Source organism: Kroppenstedtia sanguinis (assembly GCF_050433445.1).
Taxonomy (GTDB): domain Bacteria; phylum Bacillota; class Bacilli; order Thermoactinomycetales; family DSM-45169; genus Kroppenstedtia; species Kroppenstedtia sanguinis.
The window spans coordinates 108,549-122,819 of record NZ_JBNPXF010000002.1; the positions used below are offsets into that span (position 1 = coordinate 108,549).

General features: G+C 51.7%; 12 protein-coding genes. 6 read left to right on the plus strand and 6 right to left on the minus strand.

Translation table 11 applies throughout. The features are described 5' to 3' along the window. From JOD24_RS02190 to pdhA, 3 genes are read right to left on the minus strand one after another with little or no spacing between them, the layout of a single operon-like run. On the minus strand, window positions 1-1,275 hold the full coding sequence (locus JOD24_RS02190; protein WP_380166285.1) for a dihydrolipoamide acetyltransferase family protein: 1,275 nt from the start codon (window positions 1,273-1,275) through the stop codon (window positions 1-3). Window positions 1,276-1,296: 21 nt separating this feature from the next. Then, window positions 1,297-2,277 carry an alpha-ketoacid dehydrogenase subunit beta gene (locus JOD24_RS02195; RefSeq protein ID WP_380166283.1) on the minus strand — a complete coding sequence of 327 codons (981 nt, stop codon included), beginning with the start codon at window positions 2,275-2,277 and terminating at the stop codon, window positions 1,297-1,299. 2 nt (window positions 2,278-2,279) lie between these two features. Further along, entirely contained in the window at window positions 2,280-3,353 is a 1,074-nt protein-coding gene (pdhA, locus tag JOD24_RS02200) for a pyruvate dehydrogenase (acetyl-transferring) E1 component subunit alpha (protein ID WP_429246272.1), read from the minus strand. 1,759 nt (window positions 3,354-5,112) lie between these two features. On the opposite strand from pdhA, the gene mnmL reads away from it, so the two are divergent. From mnmL to JOD24_RS02215, 3 genes are all read left to right on the plus strand, one after another. Then, on the plus strand, window positions 5,113-6,108 hold the full coding sequence (mnmL, locus tag JOD24_RS02205) for a tRNA modification radical SAM protein MnmL/YtqA (protein ID WP_380166325.1): 996 nt from the start codon (window positions 5,113-5,115) through the stop codon (window positions 6,106-6,108). Then, window positions 6,105-6,707, plus strand: a complete 603-nt coding sequence (gene mnmM / locus JOD24_RS02210) for a tRNA 5-(aminomethyl)-2-thiouridylate-methyltransferase MnmM (protein ID WP_380166281.1) — start codon at window positions 6,105-6,107, stop codon at window positions 6,705-6,707. Before mnmL ends, mnmM begins: the two co-directional genes overlap by 4 nt. A gap of 115 nt (window positions 6,708-6,822) precedes the next feature. Next, window positions 6,823-8,403: a protein kinase domain-containing protein gene (locus JOD24_RS02215; RefSeq protein WP_380166279.1), complete on the plus strand. Its 1,581-nt coding sequence runs from the start codon at window positions 6,823-6,825 to the stop codon at window positions 8,401-8,403. A 115-nt stretch (window positions 8,404-8,518) separates the two neighbouring features. Here the strand turns inward: JOD24_RS02215 and JOD24_RS02220 are convergent, their stop codons facing one another. Beyond that, complete coding sequence (locus JOD24_RS02220) at window positions 8,519-8,893, minus strand: S1 RNA-binding domain-containing protein (RefSeq protein WP_380166277.1); 375 nt, start codon at window positions 8,891-8,893, stop codon at window positions 8,519-8,521. Between the two features lie 201 nt (window positions 8,894-9,094). On the opposite strand from JOD24_RS02220, the gene pckA reads away from it, so the two are divergent. From pckA to JOD24_RS02235, 3 genes are all read left to right on the plus strand, one after another. Further along, the gene (gene pckA / locus JOD24_RS02225; protein WP_380166275.1) at window positions 9,095-10,672 is read left to right on the plus strand and encodes a phosphoenolpyruvate carboxykinase (ATP); all 1,578 of its coding nucleotides are present in this window, start codon (window positions 9,095-9,097) and stop codon (window positions 10,670-10,672) included. Window positions 10,673-11,129: 457 nt separating this feature from the next. After that, the gene (gene udk / locus JOD24_RS02230; protein ID WP_380166273.1) at window positions 11,130-11,750 is read left to right on the plus strand and encodes a uridine kinase; all 621 of its coding nucleotides are present in this window, start codon (window positions 11,130-11,132) and stop codon (window positions 11,748-11,750) included. 263 nt (window positions 11,751-12,013) lie between these two features. Further along, window positions 12,014-12,553: a flavodoxin family protein gene (locus JOD24_RS02235; protein ID WP_380166271.1), complete on the plus strand. Its 540-nt coding sequence runs from the start codon at window positions 12,014-12,016 to the stop codon at window positions 12,551-12,553. A 245-nt stretch (window positions 12,554-12,798) separates the two neighbouring features. Here JOD24_RS02235 and JOD24_RS02240 read toward each other — a convergent pair whose 3' ends face one another. Both JOD24_RS02240 and gcvH read right to left on the minus strand, forming a co-directional pair. Next, window positions 12,799-13,725: a ketopantoate reductase family protein gene (locus tag JOD24_RS02240; RefSeq protein ID WP_380166269.1), complete on the minus strand. Its 927-nt coding sequence runs from the start codon at window positions 13,723-13,725 to the stop codon at window positions 12,799-12,801. Window positions 13,726-13,878: 153 nt separating this feature from the next. Further along, window positions 13,879-14,262: a glycine cleavage system protein GcvH gene (gene gcvH / locus JOD24_RS02245; protein WP_380166267.1), complete on the minus strand. Its 384-nt coding sequence runs from the start codon at window positions 14,260-14,262 to the stop codon at window positions 13,879-13,881. Window positions 14,263-14,271 lie beyond the last annotated feature (9 nt).

Genomic DNA, 14,271 nt, shown 5'->3' on the forward strand with positions numbered 1-14,271 from the left:
TTAATTCATCTCCATCATCAAGAGTTTCGGGCTTTCCAGCAACTCTTTGACACGATTCAGGAATCGAGCCGCCACATCGCCGTCGATCAGCCGGTGATCGATGGACAGAGAGACGTTCATGATCGGACGAACCACGACTTCACCATCTACTGCTACCGGACGATCTGCCATCTTGCCCATACCGAAGATCGCGACTTCCGGATAATTGATGATCGGGGTGAAGAATTGACCGCCGAAGGATCCAATATTGGTGATGCTGAAGGTGCTGCCCTTCAGTTCCTCCACGCCGGCTTTGCGATCACGGGTGCGTGTGGTCACATCCTTGATCTCCTTGGCCAGCTGGAAGATGGACTTCCGGTCCACATCCCGAATGACCGGAACCACCAAGCCGTCTTCAGTGGCGGTAGCGATCCCCATATGGTAATGCTTCTTAATGATAATCTGTTCATTTTCCTCGTCAAGAGAGGCATTCAGATAGGGGAACTCCTGCAATGCTGCAGTCAGAGCTTTGATGATGAAAGGCAGATAGGTGAGTTTGATCTCCCGCTGCTCAGCCATCGGTTTGGCCCATTTGCGAAGTTCGATCAGTTCAGAGGCGTCCACTTCATCCATTACCGTAACATGGGGAGCCGTATACACGCTCTGAGCCATACGCTTAGCGATGGTGCGACGCATCCCCCGAAGTGGGATCCGCTCTTCATCTTCCTCACGGGAAAGCGGAGCTGGTTTTTTCGCCTCGGTCGGTTCCCCTTGGCTTTCGGTGACGGCGCTTGTTTCTTCCGCGGGCTCGGCTCCACCGCTTTGGAAGGTTTCCAGATCGGCAAAGGTAACCCGGCCGTTTTTGCCTGTCCCTTCCACCTGGGTGATGTCGATCCCCAATTCCCGAGCCTTCTTGCGGACGGAAGGCATAGCCAGCACTTGCTTGCCGGACTTGCCCTTCCCGGAAGGAGCAGGTGTTGCTGCCGCAGTTTCCTTTTCTACCGGAGGAGCCGCTTTTTCTTCCTCTTGGCTTTCTGGCTGTTCAGGGGCCTCTTCATCCCCGGTGTCAAAGACAGCTAGGACAGAGCCGACCTCCAGAACTTCCCCTTCCTTGGCGTTCAGCTTGAGGACAGTCCCGTCCAAAGGCACAGGAATTTCCACCACTGCTTTATCCGTCTGCACTTCGGCCAGAACATCGTCTTCCTTGACGGTGTCCCCTTCTTGTACATGAAATTTGACGATCTCGCCTTCGTGGATTCCTTCACCCACATCAGGCAGTTTAAATTCGTAGGCCAATCTTGAAACCTCCTTTCTGAATCAGAAGTCCAGCGTTTTATAGATGCCGGCGCAAACCCGGTCTACAGTGGGCAACCATTCGTCCTCGATCGCGGTCAACGGATAGGGGGTGTCAAACCCGGTCACCCGCACCACCGGAGCTTCCAGAGAGAGGATCGCCTCTTCATGGATCCGTGCGGACAGTTCAGCTCCAACTCCGCCGGTTTGGGCTGCTTCGTGTACAACGACGGCACGATGGGTCTTTTCCACGGATGAGATGATGGTATCCAAATCGAAAGGAGAGATCGTCCGCAGGTCGATCACTTCCACCTGGATTCCCCGTTCTTTCTCCGCCTGCGCCGCTGCTTTTTCGCACAGAGGCACCATGGCACCGTAAGCGATCAGAGTAACATCCGTACCTTCTTTCACCACGTGGGCCTTACCCAGGGGCACAGTGTAGTCTTCCTCCGGCACTTCTGCTTTGACGGAACGGTACAGCTTCATCGGCTCATAGAAGATCACCGGATCATCATCGCGGATGGCGGAGATGAGTAGCCCTTTTGCATCATAAGGGTTGCTGGGCATCACCACTTTGACACCTGGGCTGTGCAGGAAGAGAGCTTCCAGGCTGTCTGAGTGCATTTCCGGTGTCTTCACCCCGCCGCCGTAGGGAACGCGAATCGTGATCGGTACATTGAACCGACCGCCGGAACGCATCCGGAGACGGGCCGCCTGGGTGGAAATCTGATCCATACATTCATAGACAAAGCCGGCAAACTGAATTTCCGGCACCGGGCGGAAACCTTGGGAAGCCAGGCCGATCGCTGTTCCGATGATCGCTGACTCCGCCAGCGGAGTATCGAAGGATCGTTTTTCACCGAAGGTCTGATACAGGTCGGCGGTGGCACGGAAAACCCCACCGTTAACCCCCACGTCTTCTCCCATCACCACTACGTTCTTATCCCGCTCCATCTCCACTCGCATCGCATGGTTAATCGCATTGATTAGGGTCATGGTAGCCATGGTTATTTGCCCTCCTTCCAGGAGAGGTATTCGTCTTTTTGTTTTTTCAGGATAGCCGGGGTTTCAGTGTAGAGATCATCGATCAGATCAGCAACCGTTCCCTTCGGCATCTTTTCAACCTTCTTGATCGTTTCGTTCATTTCGTTCATCCACTCTTCTACAGTCTTCTCTTCTTCTTCGTCGGACCACAGCCCCTTGGCCTCCAGATACTTCCGCATACGATTGAGGGGGTCCCGTTTGGACGTCCAGGACTCTTCCTCTTCCTTGGTCCGGTAACGTCCCGGATCATCTCCGGCCATGGTATGGGGTCCCACCCGGTAGGTGACCGCTTCGATCAGCGTCGGCCCTTCACCCTTGCGAGCGCGATCCGCTGCTTCTTTGGTCACTTGGTAGACAGCTAGGGCATCGTTTCCATCCACCCGGACACCGGTGATCCCATAGGCCACTGCCTTCTGGGCAATCGTCTCCGCACGAGTCTGCTTGTCAAAAGGCACACTGATTGCGTATTGGTTGTTCTGGCAGAAGAAAATGGAGTTGGAATGGTAGACGCCGGCGAAGTTGAGACCTTCGTGGAAGTCCCCTTCGGAAGTAGCCCCATCACCGAAGAAGGCGATCGCCACCCGATCTTCATCCCGCAGACGGTAGGCCCAGCCAGCACCAGCAGCATGTAGCACCTGGGCTGCAATAATGATCTGGGGCGGGAACATCTGCACATCCTCCGGAATTTTCATCCCGTCGATCTGACCCCGGGAATAGAGGAATGCCATTTCCATCGACAATCCATGGTGCATGGAAGCACCCACGTCCCGATAACTGGGAAACAACCAGTCCGATTTATTCAGAGCGGCCATGGATGCGATCTGACAAGCTTCCTGACCGGCCATCGGTGCATAAAAACCCAGGCGGCCCTGACGGTTCAGTTTAATGGCACGACCGTCGTAGGCTCGGACCCTGAGCATCCAGCGGTAAATATGTTTCAGTTCATCGTCGGACAAGTTCGGAGCCTTTTGGCCTTTAATGATTTCGCCGTTTTCATCCAGTATTTGGAAAATTTCTGGATCTTGCTTTAACTCCATCACTTTCGGCACGATGGATCCACCTCACTTTTTAAAGGTTCGGCCCTGATTGGGCATCTCGGCAAAGAGTTGATGTTTTACATCAGGGCTGTTGATTAACCACAATGTGGATGATAAGAACCAAACAATCCTTTCGCTCTTCCCATTGCTCCCCCATCGTAAAATATGGCTTGGAACGCATAGCGAGACCCGGGAGCGGAAAGCGATCCTGGCGAGACTTGTGCCCTATGGGTGCAAAGGCTCTTCACCCTCCCGCCATCCCGACCTGATCTCCTACCTAAAATAGGGGGAATCAACACGCCTGGTTTTACATACTCCTCCAACCTACGCTAACAGAGGCTTCTTGGGGTAGTCTCCCAGAAATCCGGAGAAATTAACCAAGTTTTGTACGTCACTCCAAGAGACTCATCCTAACCTTCCCACAAGCTATTCTTGGCAGCATAGAAAACTTCTCATGCATGCAGAAAACTTCCGGGAATGAAGAAACGAACAAGTGCCCCCACAGGCAAAATCCCTTTCAGATTCACAGCCAGCGAACCGGAACGGGTAGGAGTTGCATCTCAGGGTTCTGAAAGCCATTTCAATTGCATGATACACTTCCCCCAAGATACAGTCAACACCTTGCCAATTGTCCCCCATAACCGTTTATATATAAGGGTTTAACAGACTATAACAGATGAGTACAGTTCATAAAAACAGTCGGTGGTACAGTGGTAGAACAGAATGTCCGAAAATTATAAACTGTAGGCTCCAATTCCCCCTTGTTGTCACACATTTCTTATGCAGGCATGTTGATGCAGGCGTGTTGATTAGCCATATTTTGGGTGAGGAGATCGTGTTCACCCACGCGACCGTTGCTATCCGGCAAGGAAGTGAAATCTGGCCGCTCCAAATCTGACCATCGGGCAGGGGCAAAGCCTTACGGAAGCAACACAGGGAAGAGGTTGCCCCTAAACGCCCTCCCTCCAGATTCTCCACTGGGTAGGATGGCTACTTTTATTCCAGGGCTTCAGCCCATCGAGATTGTAGTGCCTGTGGCGCATCCTTAACTTCAAATTGTAGTACCTATGGTGCAAAGGTCGCTTTGGCAGCACACGACTCCCTTCCGCTGCCCATTTTCTGGTTAATCAACAGCCCTGATGTTGATGGAATATTTTAGGTGGTCAGATCGTGTTCAATCCTGCTCCGAGGCACCTCTCGAACAGAGGCAAAGCCTGACAAAGACAGCCCAAGAAAGGGATTGTTCCTAGAGCATGTCTGGTAATTGAAGTCAGGGCTGTTGATGAACCCTAAAGTGGATGATGGGAACGAAACGGCCCTTTCGTTCTTCCCATTGCCCCCATAAATATTGCTTGAGAGGACGGGGATGGTGGGACGGCTACGATCTCTTGCAAAGAGCGCAAAGGCTCTTCACCCTCCCACCATCCCGACCTGATTTCCTGCCTAAAATATGGCTAGTCAGCACGCCTGGTGCTTAAGAAAAAACGGCCCCCTCTGGTTTGCCAAGCCAGGTCTGTCCCAAAAGCGTAATCGACCCAAACATGAATGGATCAGACACCTCCAGCCAGACTTCTACGCTGGACAGGATGACCCGTTTTCAGATGGTAGTGTCCAATTTCACCTAACAACCGGGCCATTCTCCACAAATTGTTGCTTCAACTTCTATTTTTCCCTCCTGCGTAAGGATCAAACTTTGACTGGCAGTTTTGTTATACTTGAGAGACATTGTTCAACGAAGGAAGGGTGTCTCATGAGCTGGATGAATGCTTCATCGTCAGAACCGATCCCTCTGTTATGGGGGGATAAAAGGTACCATACATGGAATCACCATTTACGGAACCATTTTGGCCATAAAGTGTTTAAAGTCCCATTGGATGGTGGTTTCACCTGTCCCAACCGGGACGGAAGTGTGGCCAGCGGAGGGTGTACTTTTTGCAGCCCTCGCGGATCAGGTGACTTTGCCGGTGATCGTCGCCAGGACTTGGTAAATCAATTTAACACCGTCCGGGACCGGATGCATCAAAAATGGGCAAAAGCCAAGTATATCGGTTATTTCCAGGCCTTCAGTAACACTTACGCTCCTGTGGAGGTCCTCCGTCCGATGTATGAAGCGATCTTGGAGCAACCTGATGTGGTGGGACTCTCCATCGCCACCCGACCCGACTGTCTTCCCGACGATGTGGTGGAGTTGCTCGCCGAGCTGAATCAACGCACATATTTGTGGGTAGAACTCGGGTTACAAACCATGCATGACTCCACCTCGGATTTAATCAACCGGGGACATGATTATGCCTGTTTTCTCGATGGCGTCGCCAAGCTTCGCCGATATGGAATCCGTACCTGTGTCCACATTATCCATGGTCTCCCGCAGGAGTCCGTAGAGATGATGTTGGAGACCTCCCAAGCCTGTGCAGCCATGGATATTCAAGGAATCAAAATCCACTCCCTCCACCTGTTGCGCAAAACGCCTATGATGCGGCAATACAAGGATGGACAGCTACAACTGCTGGACCGGGACACTTACATCCGGTTGGTTGCGGACACGCTGGAGATGCTACCGCCGGAGATGGTGATCCATCGCGTCACTGGGGATGGACCTCCCGATCTGTTGGTCGGTCCGATGTGGAGCTCGAAAAAATGGGAAACATTGAACGGGATCGATGATGAATTAAAAAGACGCAATTCCTGGCAAGGAAAAAAGTGGTCTCCTAGGATCACCTCCCAGCTCCCGCAACGTAGCGGTGTCCGTCTATGAGTCTGCCGTCTACTCTCACTCAGGCCCATCATTGGGTGAAGAGTGTATTAAACCCTGGCTCCCTCGTCGTCGACGCCACAGTGGGCAACGGAAACGACACTCTCTTTCTCGCCCAGGCAGTGGGGAGTACCGGTCAGGTGCACGGCTTCGATATCCAACAGGAAGCGCTGGATCGCACCGGAGACCGTCTTCGTAAAGCAGGTTTGTCTGAGCAGGTCACCCTTCATCGGGCAGGCCATGAGCAGATGGCGAAGACCCTGCCTCTCCAGTCGAAGGGCAAGGTTCAGGCGATCATGTTTAATCTCGGCTATCTCCCTCGAGGAAATCCGAGGGTCATCACCCGTGCCGACACCACCCTCCTCGCTTTGGAACAGGCCCTGGAGTGGCTGGCCCCTGGCGGAATTTTGACAGTAATGCTCTACACAGGTCATCCTGGGGGCATCGAAGAAGCTGAGAAGGTGGTGAACCTTCTAAAAAGATTGGACGCCGGTCGGTTTCGGACCGTCTCTTGCCAAACCTTGAACCGACATCAAGCTCCCATGCTCACAGCGGTTGCCAAGTCAAATAAGTCGGCCGAAATCCCTCCTGTTCAGTCTTGAACTTTTTTGGCAAATATTATTTTTCAACCTGACGGATCATGATAGAATTGGTAACGAGCCAGTGGCCGCCCCCACGGCTGGCCACGGCCGCTTTATCCAAAGAAAGGTGATGCAGGTGGAAGGAAAGTGGTTGGGCGGCCGGTATCAGATCCTGCAACGTGCGGGTGGCGGCGGAATGGCTGTCGTCTACAAAGCGATGGATACGGCTCTGGGCCGTCATGTTGCTGTCAAAGTGATGAATGACTCCCTCAGTCACGACGAAGATTTTATTCGTCGTTTTGAAAGGGAAGCCCATGCAGCCGGAAGTTTATCCCATTCCAATGTAGTCCAGGTGTTCGATGTAGGCAGGGAAGGGAATACCCACTATATCGTCATGGAATATATCGAAGGCGCTTCCCTGATGGATCAGATTGAAGAAAGGGGAAGAATCCCGGCAGAAGAAGCTGCCTACATCGTTGCCCAAGTGTGTGACGGACTGGCCCATGCCCACAAAAAAGGGATTGTTCATCGGGATCTAAAACCGCACAACGTGATGTACACCCTGGATGGTCAATACAAATTGGCCGATTTCGGAATCTCCCGAACTACCCGTTCATCCACGATCACCAAGACCGGATCTGTGATGGGATCGGTTCACTATTTCTCACCAGAGCAGGCCCAGGGCAAACCGGTGAGTGTCCGGTCAGATCTGTACTCCCTCGGGGTGACGTTATATGAGATGGTTACCGGCCAGCTTCCCTTTGATGGAGAAGAGGCCGTCGCTATCGCCCTGAAACATTTGCAAGAACCGGTGCCTGACCCCCGTTCTATAGTTCCCGATCTTCCGGAATCTCTCTGTGCCGTAATTTTCAAGGCCATGGAGAAAAAACCGGAACATCGCTTCCAATCAGCCCAGGAGATGGGTGAGGCCCTTCGTCAACTGACCATCATGGGCGCGGAAGCCCCACGTCAAGGGGAACCGCAAGCCTGGACACCAAGGGACGAGCCCCCGTCGCAAATGAACTCCGAGAGGGTGCCACAGCAGCAGAGCCGAACCACTCGGATCACCCAGTCCCGCCAGACCCGTAAAAAAGGGAAAAAGAAGAGATGGATGGGCCTGGCAATGGCCATCGCACTCTTATCGTTCTTATCTTATGGAATTTTCTTTTCCGGGCTGTTTGATACTTCTGACGGACAGGCCGATGCGGAAACAACGGGTACACCCACGCAGGATGAGAAATCGAAAGCGACGGTGGATTCCAAGGAGTCCGAGTCTGAAAAGGAAATGTCAGATAAGGAAGATTCCCCGGCTGACACTTCCCCAGGCGCTTCCTCTTCCAAAACGGAGGAGGAGGAAGAGGCGGAGGATTCCCAGGAAGATGGAGGTCATGACTGGAAGGGTATGGATTGGGAGAAGGGAGATCCTCATTTCAAAAATATCTCTTCCAACGGGTCTGAAGGCGAATATCACGTGACCCTGGAAACCGATCTGAGTCCGGAATTTTACTATGATATCATCCTCCATGACAGCAACGGAAAAAGAAGACAGGTGATCACACGTGTTGCTGTACCTACCCCCGGTGACGGCAGCGATTATGAAGACATTGATTTTAAAGTAGATGTCACTGACGACATTTCCAATGAAGGACTGGTGAAAATCCGATTGTACGATGAAGGAGAGAGTCAGGCCTACAAAGTCCTGGATACACTCCCCTAATGTTCAAGGGCACGCCGAGGGCGTGCTCTTATCCTGTTGGAAATAAACGCAAAAAAAACACCTTCCGTTCAGATATGCGGAAGATGTGTTCACCTCGGGTGACGGATCTATGATCTCAACGCCCCTTTTTTTGTTTGGCCGCCAACGCACTCAGGCGCTCTTCACTGCTCTTCATCCACTTTTTCATCATGTCTTCAAAGTCTTGGGCACCACCTCGGCCTCGTCCGCCGCGACGCCCTCCACGGGGACGGTCATCGGTGAGCGCTTTGATGGACAGTGAAATCTTCCCGGATGAATCGATGGAAAGTACTTTCGCTTTGACTGAATCTCCAACCGTCAATTCGTCCTCCACTTTCTCGACGAACTTGCTGGAGATTTGAGAGATATGAACCAGACCCGTCTCTCCGGTTTCAAGTTTGACGAAGGCGCCAAAGGGTTTGATGGCCACCACTTCGCCAGTCACGACGGATCCTTCCGCTAGCTGACTCATTCAAACACTCCCGCAATCATATTCATTCTGTATGAAGATAACACTTAATCAGGATTAAGTCAATGGGCAGACCTCTCCATCCTTTCGATTATTGTTCCATACTATTTAATATAAAAAATAAATATGTTATACTCTTTCCGTCAACAGCGGGGAATATATACCCCTTCCAGCAGATATGTGATGTACAGAAAGGATGGACCGATGAAGACACAAATGGATGCCAACCATTCCGTGGAACTCGAGTTGAATGGGAGTGTACATTTCAACTTGACCCCTCCTCAGCTGGTAGAAAAAGCGTTGGAACGAAAGGAAGGAATCTTGACCCGTACAGGTGCCTTTCGTGCCGTCACAGGAAAATTCACTGGACGCTCCCCCAAGGATAAATACCTGGTCAAGGATCCCAACATCGGAGATCAGATCGATTGGGGAAACGTCAACCAGCCCATGAATCCAGCAACATTCGAAGGTCTGTTCCAACAGGTGAAAGATTATCTCAAGGAACGAGATGTGTTTATTTTTGACGGTTTTGCCGGTGCGGATTCCCGTTATCGCCTTCCGATCCGCGTCATCAATGAATATGCTTGGCACAACTTGTTTGCCAGACAGCTCTTTGTCCGACCAACAAAAGAAGAATTGAGCGAACATCAAGCCCAGTTCACCGTGATCAGCGCCCCAGGCTTTCAGGCAAAACCCGAAAAAGTAGGGATCCGTTCGGAAACATTTATCGCTATTAGCCTGGAACGTCGGATCATTCTGATCGGCGGAACCGAGTACGCCGGTGAAATGAAGAAGTCCATCTTCAGTGTGATGAATTATTTGTTGCCAGAACAGAATGTACTACCTATGCATTGCTCCGCCAATATGAATAGCGATGGACATAGCGCCCTCTTCTTCGGACTTTCGGGAACCGGAAAAACCACCTTGTCTGCCGACCCCAAGCGAAGCTTGATTGGGGACGACGAACATGGCTGGTCCGATGAAGGCATCTTCAACATTGAAGGCGGCTGCTATGCTAAATGTATCCATCTCTCCAAAGAGAAGGAACCTCAGATTTGGGATGCGATCCAGTTCGGTGCCGTGTTGGAAAACGTTGTGGTGGACGATAATCGTCACGCCCACTATGATGACAGTTCCTTGACGGAAAACACCCGGGCTGCTTACCCAATTGAACACATCCCGTCAGCCAAAATTCCCGGTGTAGGCGGTCATCCTGATGTGATTATTTTCCTGACGGCAGATGCCTTCGGAGTACTTCCCCCGATCGCTAAACTGACCCCCGAACAAGCCATGTACCACTTTTTGTCGGGATATACCAGTAAGCTGGCTGGAACAGAACGGGGTATCACCCAACCGGAAGCTACCTTCTCCACTTGTTTTGGTGCGCCCTTTCTCCCTCGTCCCGCCAGTGTCTATGCAGAGATGCTGGGAGAAAAAATCGACCGCCACCAGGTTCGTGTCTACTTGGTGAATACCGGTTGGTCCGGTGGTCCCTACGGGGAAGGAGAACGGATGAAACTCGCTTATACACGATCCATGGTCCGGTCCGCTCTGGACGGGTCTCTGGAGGAGGCCACCTTCACTCCTGCTCCTGTGTTCGGTGTACAAATCCCCAATCGGTGCCCCGGTGTTCCCTCTGACGTGCTATTTCCTCGGAATACCTGGTCCGATCCCCAAGCTTACGATGTCAAAGTCCGGGAGCTGGCTCGCCGATTCCGGGGAAACTTCCAGCGTTTCCCTGATGTAAGCGATCGCATCCGCCAGGCCGGACCGATGGATTGATTCCAGCGTTTATTGTGGAATCCCCCAGCCAAGGGGGATTTTTCTTTTTCTCCATGGACAGCCCACGCTCCCAACTTTCTTGAAAAAAACTCCCGGAATTGCTATGATCAGCAAAGTGATTTCCACAGACTGACGGATTCGGGAGGGAGCATTCATCCCGAGCTGAGGAGTCAGACCGGGACTCCGATAGCCTAAGATTTGTGTTCCCCTGAGTGCATTCAAAACTGAGAAGGAGAACTACCCTGGCGAGAGGACCTGATGGGGCCCAGGATCTCCATCGGTCACACTAGCCGCTCCTTCTTTTGACATCGGAAGGGAAATGGCCGGACAAACCTTAGAAGCATCGTGAAGAATCCTTTTCAGGGAGGGCGGAAGCAATTTAGGGATCGGAATCAGCCCCCACCCCGACCGTCTCAGAACGCACTCGATCACTATGCTTTATAGAAAGGGATTATCTATGAAGAGACCGATCATTATCGGGGTTGCCGGCGGGAGCGGTTCCGGCAAAACCACCGTCGCTCGCAATATCTGCGAGCGGTTTGCCGATTCTGTCGCATTGATTGAACAGGATGCCTATTACAAAGACCAGTCACACCTACCCATGGAAGAACGAATTCATACCAATTATGATCATCCCTTCGCCTTCGATACCGAGTTGCTCCTCTCTCATTTGCAACAACTGTTAAAGCGAACCCCCATCCAAAAACCGGTCTACGATTACACCCTTCACACCCGAGCAGGGCGAAGAATCCCGGTGGAGCCCAAAGATGTGATCATTCTGGAGGGCATTTTGATTCTGGAGGACGAACGCCTCCGTGACCTGATGGATATCAAAGTGTTTGTGGACACCGATGCCGATGTGCGGATCCTGCGCCGCTTGGAACGGGATGTGAAGAACCGTGGCCGGACATTGGATTCGGTGATTCAGCAATATCTCACTGTCGTCCGTCCGATGCACCTGCAATTTATCGAACCCGGCAAACGCTACGCCGATCTGATTATCCCGGAAGGGGGCCACAACCAGGTGGCGGTCGGCCTGCTGATCAATCAAATCCAGACCATCCTGGCGGAAAACTGAAGGCTCCTCTGAGCAAGCATCGAGTTTTTTTCTTTCCATGAATGGATTCAGTATCAGATAGGTTGATTCGCCGTACCCCATGGGAGATCGGGTCAGGATGGGATTTTGCACTCGTCAGCTACGAGTCGTGCCACAGATTTCAATAGAGCCCCAAAATGGAAATTCCATCTATCCTCTCGCCAATCGATCTTACTTCAGCTATGATATGAGGAGTGGTTTTCCCGGACAAAAGCGAGTTTGAGAGAAAGGTTGGTTGGGAATCCATGAGCATTCTGGCTTTATACTGTAGCACTCGCAGGCAGGGAAACTCTGAATTGTTGGCAGATATCGTGGTGGAAGGTTTGAACTGCACCAAAATTCACCTGATGGATCAACATATTGAACCGATCCAGGATTTTCGCCACGCCCCTGAAGGATTCAAACCCGTCCACGACGATCATGCCAAGTTAATTCGGACGATGCTGAATCACGATATTTTCCTCTTAGCAACACCCATCTATTGGTACGGTATGCCTGGAATTCTGAAAAATTTCATCGACCGCTGGTCTACGTATTATAGTGATATGACCTTTAAAGACCGCATGAGTGAAAAAGAAGTGATTGTCGTAATGACCGGAGGGGATGATCCCCAGATCAAAGGCTTCCCTCTCATCCAGCAATTTTACTGGATCTTCGAGTTTATGGGCATCGAATTTACCCACTATATCATCGGCAATGGAAACAATCCCGGAGATGTCCTGCGAGATCTGAACGCTTTGTCCAAAGCGGAACAGCTCAACCATCAGCTTCGCATGCAGTTTTAAAATCTGCTCCGTGGGAAAGAGGGCACCACAGGTACCTGTGGCGCCCTCTTTGTCAATTCAGGAGGGTCACTGGCGATAAGCTACATATCAGGGCTGTTAATTAATCCTAAAGTGGATGATGGGAACAAAACGACCTCCCTCTTCCCCGTAAAATATTGTTTGAGGGGACGGGATGGTGGGACGTCTACGATCTCTTACAAAGAGCGCAAAAGCTCTTCCGACCTTAGTTCCTACCTAAAATATGGCTACTCAACACGCCTGGCCTCATAGATTTGCAAACGGGTGTACACTGTACTCAATAAAGGAAGGTCCGCCTCTTCTCCCGCCATCTGGAGAAGCACCCCTTGCAAATGATCCCCTTCTACGGAAGCGCCTTTTTCCATATCCCGTAGCATGGAGGATTTCATCGAGGGTTCCAGGAATCGAATCATGTCATACACTTTTTCCACCAAGTCCTCATCCAGAGTGGGTTCCCGCCGGCGAGCGGCAGAGGCGATCTCATCGAGGAGTCTCCGTGTGAGGGCGGATCCCTTCCCGGTCTCCATGATCGGACCGATGGCACTGTTCATCAAGCATGTCACCCCGCTGAAAGTGGCGAGAAACAAATACTTTTCCCACATGCGACGCAGGATCTCGCCACTACGAATCCCTTCAAAGCGCGCTTTTTCCATCGCCTGTTCCAATCGCCTGACCCGCTCCGATTCCGAACCATCCCGCTCCCCGAAAAAGAGATGATGCCGCTCGCCGAAGTGTTTCACCTCGCCTGCATCATTCAAGGTGGCTTCAATCAAGCAAAGCCCACCCAATACTTGTCCAGGGGAGAAAACCTCCTGCAGTCGATCCAAGTGAACCATTCCGTTTAACAGAGGTAGAATCACCGTATCCTTTCCCACATAGGGAAGCAGATCTTGGATAGTCTGTTCCAGGTGATAAGCTTTCACAGCCAACAGTACCACATCAAAAGGGCCGCCTGGCTGACCTGGAGTCAGGGTTTGAACAGGGGAATGGAAATCTCCTTGAGTACTGTGAATCACCAGACCCCTGCTCGCCAATTCTTCCTGGCGGCGAGGACGTACCAAAAATGTGACATCCTGACCACTCTCCATCAGTCGACCGCCAAAGTAGCCGCCGACAGCACCCGCTCCAACCACCAGAAAACGCAACTTCAGCACCTCCCAGATCTCCTCGGCTGATCGGATTCCTTTGATTCAAATAGTTCACACAACAGATAAGGGTATTGTACCCTATTAGCCGAGGGATTGAAAACCCGCCCTCTGAGTGGATCAAACAGAAAACCCGGCACCTCAAGGCACCGGGAGCTCTCTTCATTCAGCAACCATCGCTTCATATTTGTCGGCATCCATCAACTTGTCCAGGTCGGAAGCGTCACTGACTTCCACGACAACCATCCATCCCTCCGCGTAGGGGGATTCATTCACCTTTTCCGGAGAATCATCCAGGTCGCTGTTGATTTCCACCACTTTTCCCGAGACCGGGGAATACAGTTCCGAAACCGTTTTAACCGATTCGACACTGCCAAATGGGGAGTTAAATTCTACTTCATCGCCTACTTCCGGCAGTTCGACGAAGACGATATCACCCAATTCGTCTTGGGCAAAATCGGTGATCCCGATGCGTACCCGCTGATCCCCTTCTTGTTTGACCCACTCGTGCTCTTCACTGTACTTCAGTTCTTTGGGCAGATTCATCCCAATCCC

What these genes read in the sequence shown, in the direction of transcription:
- JOD24_RS02220 (WP_380166277.1), bottom strand. Translation starts at nt 8,893, where the DNA reads ATGAGTCAGCTAGCGGAAGGATCCGTCGTGACTGGCGAAGTGGTGGCC.
- pckA (WP_380166275.1), top strand. Translation starts at nt 9,095, where the DNA reads ATGAAGACACAAATGGATGCCAACCATTCCGTGGAACTCGAGTTGAAT.
- mnmL (WP_380166325.1), top strand. Translation starts at nt 5,113, where the DNA reads ATGAATGCTTCATCGTCAGAACCGATCCCTCTGTTATGGGGGGATAAA.
- gcvH (WP_380166267.1), bottom strand. Translation starts at nt 14,262, where the DNA reads ATGAATCTGCCCAAAGAACTGAAGTACAGTGAAGAGCACGAGTGGGTC.
- pdhA (WP_429246272.1), bottom strand. Translation starts at nt 3,353, where the DNA reads ATGGAGTTAAAGCAAGATCCAGAAATTTTCCAAATACTGGATGAAAAC.
- udk (WP_380166273.1), top strand. Translation starts at nt 11,130, where the DNA reads ATGAAGAGACCGATCATTATCGGGGTTGCCGGCGGGAGCGGTTCCGGC.
- JOD24_RS02235 (WP_380166271.1), top strand. Translation starts at nt 12,014, where the DNA reads ATGAGCATTCTGGCTTTATACTGTAGCACTCGCAGGCAGGGAAACTCT.
- mnmM (WP_380166281.1), top strand. Translation starts at nt 6,105, where the DNA reads ATGAGTCTGCCGTCTACTCTCACTCAGGCCCATCATTGGGTGAAGAGT.
- JOD24_RS02195 (WP_380166283.1), bottom strand. Translation starts at nt 2,277, where the DNA reads ATGGCTACCATGACCCTAATCAATGCGATTAACCATGCGATGCGAGTG.